This is a genomic window from Mesorhizobium sp. M7A.F.Ca.AU.002.02.1.1, from assembly GCF_003998535.1.
Lineage (GTDB): Bacteria > Pseudomonadota > Alphaproteobacteria > Rhizobiales > Rhizobiaceae > Mesorhizobium > Mesorhizobium ciceri.
Map to the genome: position 1 here is coordinate 1 of NZ_RZPB01000802.1, position 2618 is coordinate 2618.

The 2618-nt window shown below is 63.4% G+C and carries 3 protein-coding genes; all 3 read right to left on the minus strand.

Annotation, left to right across the window (positions count from 1 at the left end; all coding sequences use genetic code 11):
* The coding region (locus EN879_RS31485; RefSeq protein WP_127274507.1) for an extracellular solute-binding protein at window positions 1-789 on the minus strand (789 nt) is incomplete at its 3' end.
* Window positions 790-856: 67 nt separating this feature from the next.
* A complete protein-coding gene (locus tag EN879_RS31490; protein ID WP_013532646.1) occupies window positions 857-1951 on the minus strand; it encodes an ABC transporter ATP-binding protein in 1095 nt (364 codons plus the stop codon).
* A gap of 120 nt (window positions 1952-2071) precedes the next feature.
* The coding region (locus EN879_RS31495; protein ID WP_245493898.1) for a LysR substrate-binding domain-containing protein at window positions 2072-2618 on the minus strand (547 nt) is incomplete at its 5' end.

Sequence of the window (2618 nt, forward strand, 5' to 3'; positions counted from 1 at the left end):
ATCCTGCTCGATCAGCGAAGCGCGCGTCGACCAGACGATCGCCATCGAGGCCTCGCCATTGAGCAGCACGCTCTGGCTTTCGGCGCCGCCACCCCAATAGGCAACGACGTTTTCCTTGAACGCGGCGATCTTGTCATGGGTGCGCTTGAGGTCGAGCGGGTAGAGCGACGCCGGCGCGATGCCGTCGGCCAGAAGTGCTGCTTCCCAGCTCGATACGCCCCATTTGTAGAGCGAGCGCTTGCCGGGGAATTTCTTCACGTCGAAGAAATCGGCCATGCCGGTCGGCGCGTCCTTGCCGTACTTCTCGGAATCATAGGCGATGACATAGGAGAAGAAATAGGTCGAGGCGGCGTATTCCCAACCAAAGCCGGGCCGCATCTTCTTCTTGTCGACGATGTTGTAATCGATCGGCTCGAGAGCCCCTTGGGCGCCGAGCGTGATGGCCGAGAAGGGGTCTACGTCGACGAGATCCCAGGTCGGCGCGCCGCTCTTGAACTGCGCGGCGATGGCGCCTTCGGTCGGACCCGAACCGTCCATCTTGACGGCGATGCCGGTGTCCTTGGTGAAGGCCTGGCCATAGGCGGCATCATAGGCGGTGATGGCATCGCCACCCCAGTTGACCAGCACCAGTTCCTTGGCCTGCGCAAAGGCACCTGTCGAGCGCAGCAGCATCGGCGTGCCGGCCAGCACGAGTGCCGCCAGCTGTGTGAACTGCCGGCGCGAGATCTCGCCGCGACCTGCCCTGGCGGACAGGCTCTCGACGGCTTGTTTTTTGTTGTCATGTGTCATGTCAGTTCCCCTTTTTTGTTGTTGATAGTGCCGGAAAGCGGTGGAGCGACATCTCGCCACACCGTCGTCATTGCCCTCCATGCGGAAGGAGGAAACCCTTTTCCGCCGGCCAGGTGAGCCAGACGGAATTGCCCTTGCTGAGCGCTGCGGCCGCCACCTCGTTCGGCACCGAGACGGTAACCTTGGCGCCTTGCCGTGTCGTCAGGTCGAGCCGCGTCGCAGCACCGAGATAGGTGGAGTTGGTGGCGGTAGCGGCGATGCCATTCTCGCCATCCGCCGCCTCGCCCGATATCGACATGTATTCGGGCCGGATCGCCAGGATGGCATCGCCGCGCACGAGTTCGGCCTTGCAGCCCATGCTGACCGCGCGGTCTTCGCAAAGGCCGGTCGAGCCATTGCCGGCAGGCTTGACGCCCTTCAGCGGCAGCATGTTGATTTCGCCGAGGAACTCGGCGACGAAGCGGTTGTCCGGCCGGTCGTAGACTTCGTCGGGCGCTCCGACCTGCAGCAGTTTGCCGTGGTTGAAGATGGCAACGCGCGACGACAGCGCCAGCGCCTCGCTCTGGTCGTGGGTGACGAAGACGAAAGTGGTTCCGGTTTCCTGGTGCAGCCGCTTCATCTCGGCCTGCATCTGGCCGCGCAGGCTCTTGTCGAGCGCCGAGAACGGCTCATCGAGCAACAGCACGCCAGGTTCGAACACCAGCGCACGGGCCAGCGCCACGCGCTGCTGCTGGCCGCCCGACAGTTGCGCCGGCAGTTTCTTCTCGTGGCCCTTGAGACCGACGCGCTCGATCATCTCGCCGACACGGCGCTTGATGTCGGCGGCCGGTTTCTTGCGCACCTTGAGTGGGAAGGCGATGTTGGCTTCGACGCTCATATGCGGGAACAGCGCGTAGCCCTGGAACACCATGCCGGCGGCACGTTGCTCTGCCGGTCGGTCGGTGATGTCGACGCCGTCGCTGAACAGCTTGCCCTCGGTCGGCTGCACGAAGCCCGCAAGGATCATCAGGAAGGTGGTCTTGCCCGAACCCGACGGCCCCAGCAGGGTCAGGAACTCGCCACGGCCGATATCGAGCGACAGATTGTCCAGCGCACGGAACGAGCCGAAGCTCTTGCCGATCCCGATTGCCTTGATCTCTGCGGCACGGCCGGGTTGCTGCATACTGCCCTTTCCCTAACGCTTGTCGAAATCGTAGGCAGGGTGCCGGCTCACCGCAACCGAATAGTTTTCGCGTGATCGGCAAATTCCATTCATCTATGGCGAGATGGCGCCGCCTTGCCCTCAATACGGCAGAATGCGGTTCTCCTGGAGTTTCGACCGCAGCCATCCCGCGAACGCTTCCAGCACCGGATGCGAAGCCTTGGCGTGTTCGGAGACCAGGAAATAAGAGCGTGGCGACTTGATCGCGATGTCGAACGGCCTGACCAGCCGGCCCTCGCTCAGCGCCCGCCGGCTGGTCAGTTCGTCGCCCATGGCGATGCCCTGGCCGGCAATCGCCGCCGAAAAGACCAGGTTCATGTCGGAAAAGAAGATGCCACCCTCGATGTCGGGGTTTTCCACCTTGGACAGCGCCAGCCAGCGCGCCCAATCCTCGGTGTCGTCGAGATGCAGCAGGTTGGCGCGCAGCACGTCCGACGGTCGGGAAAAACCGCCGACCTTGTTGAGCAGCGTCGGGCTGCAGAGCGGCGTGAACGAGATTTCGCAGAGCGGCTCGACCGCCCGGTTCGGCCAATTGCCGACACCAAACGCAATGAAGGCATCGGCATCTGCGTTGCTGACATCGTCGAGCCGGCGCGGCGTCAGGATGCGCAGCGCCACGTCAGGATAC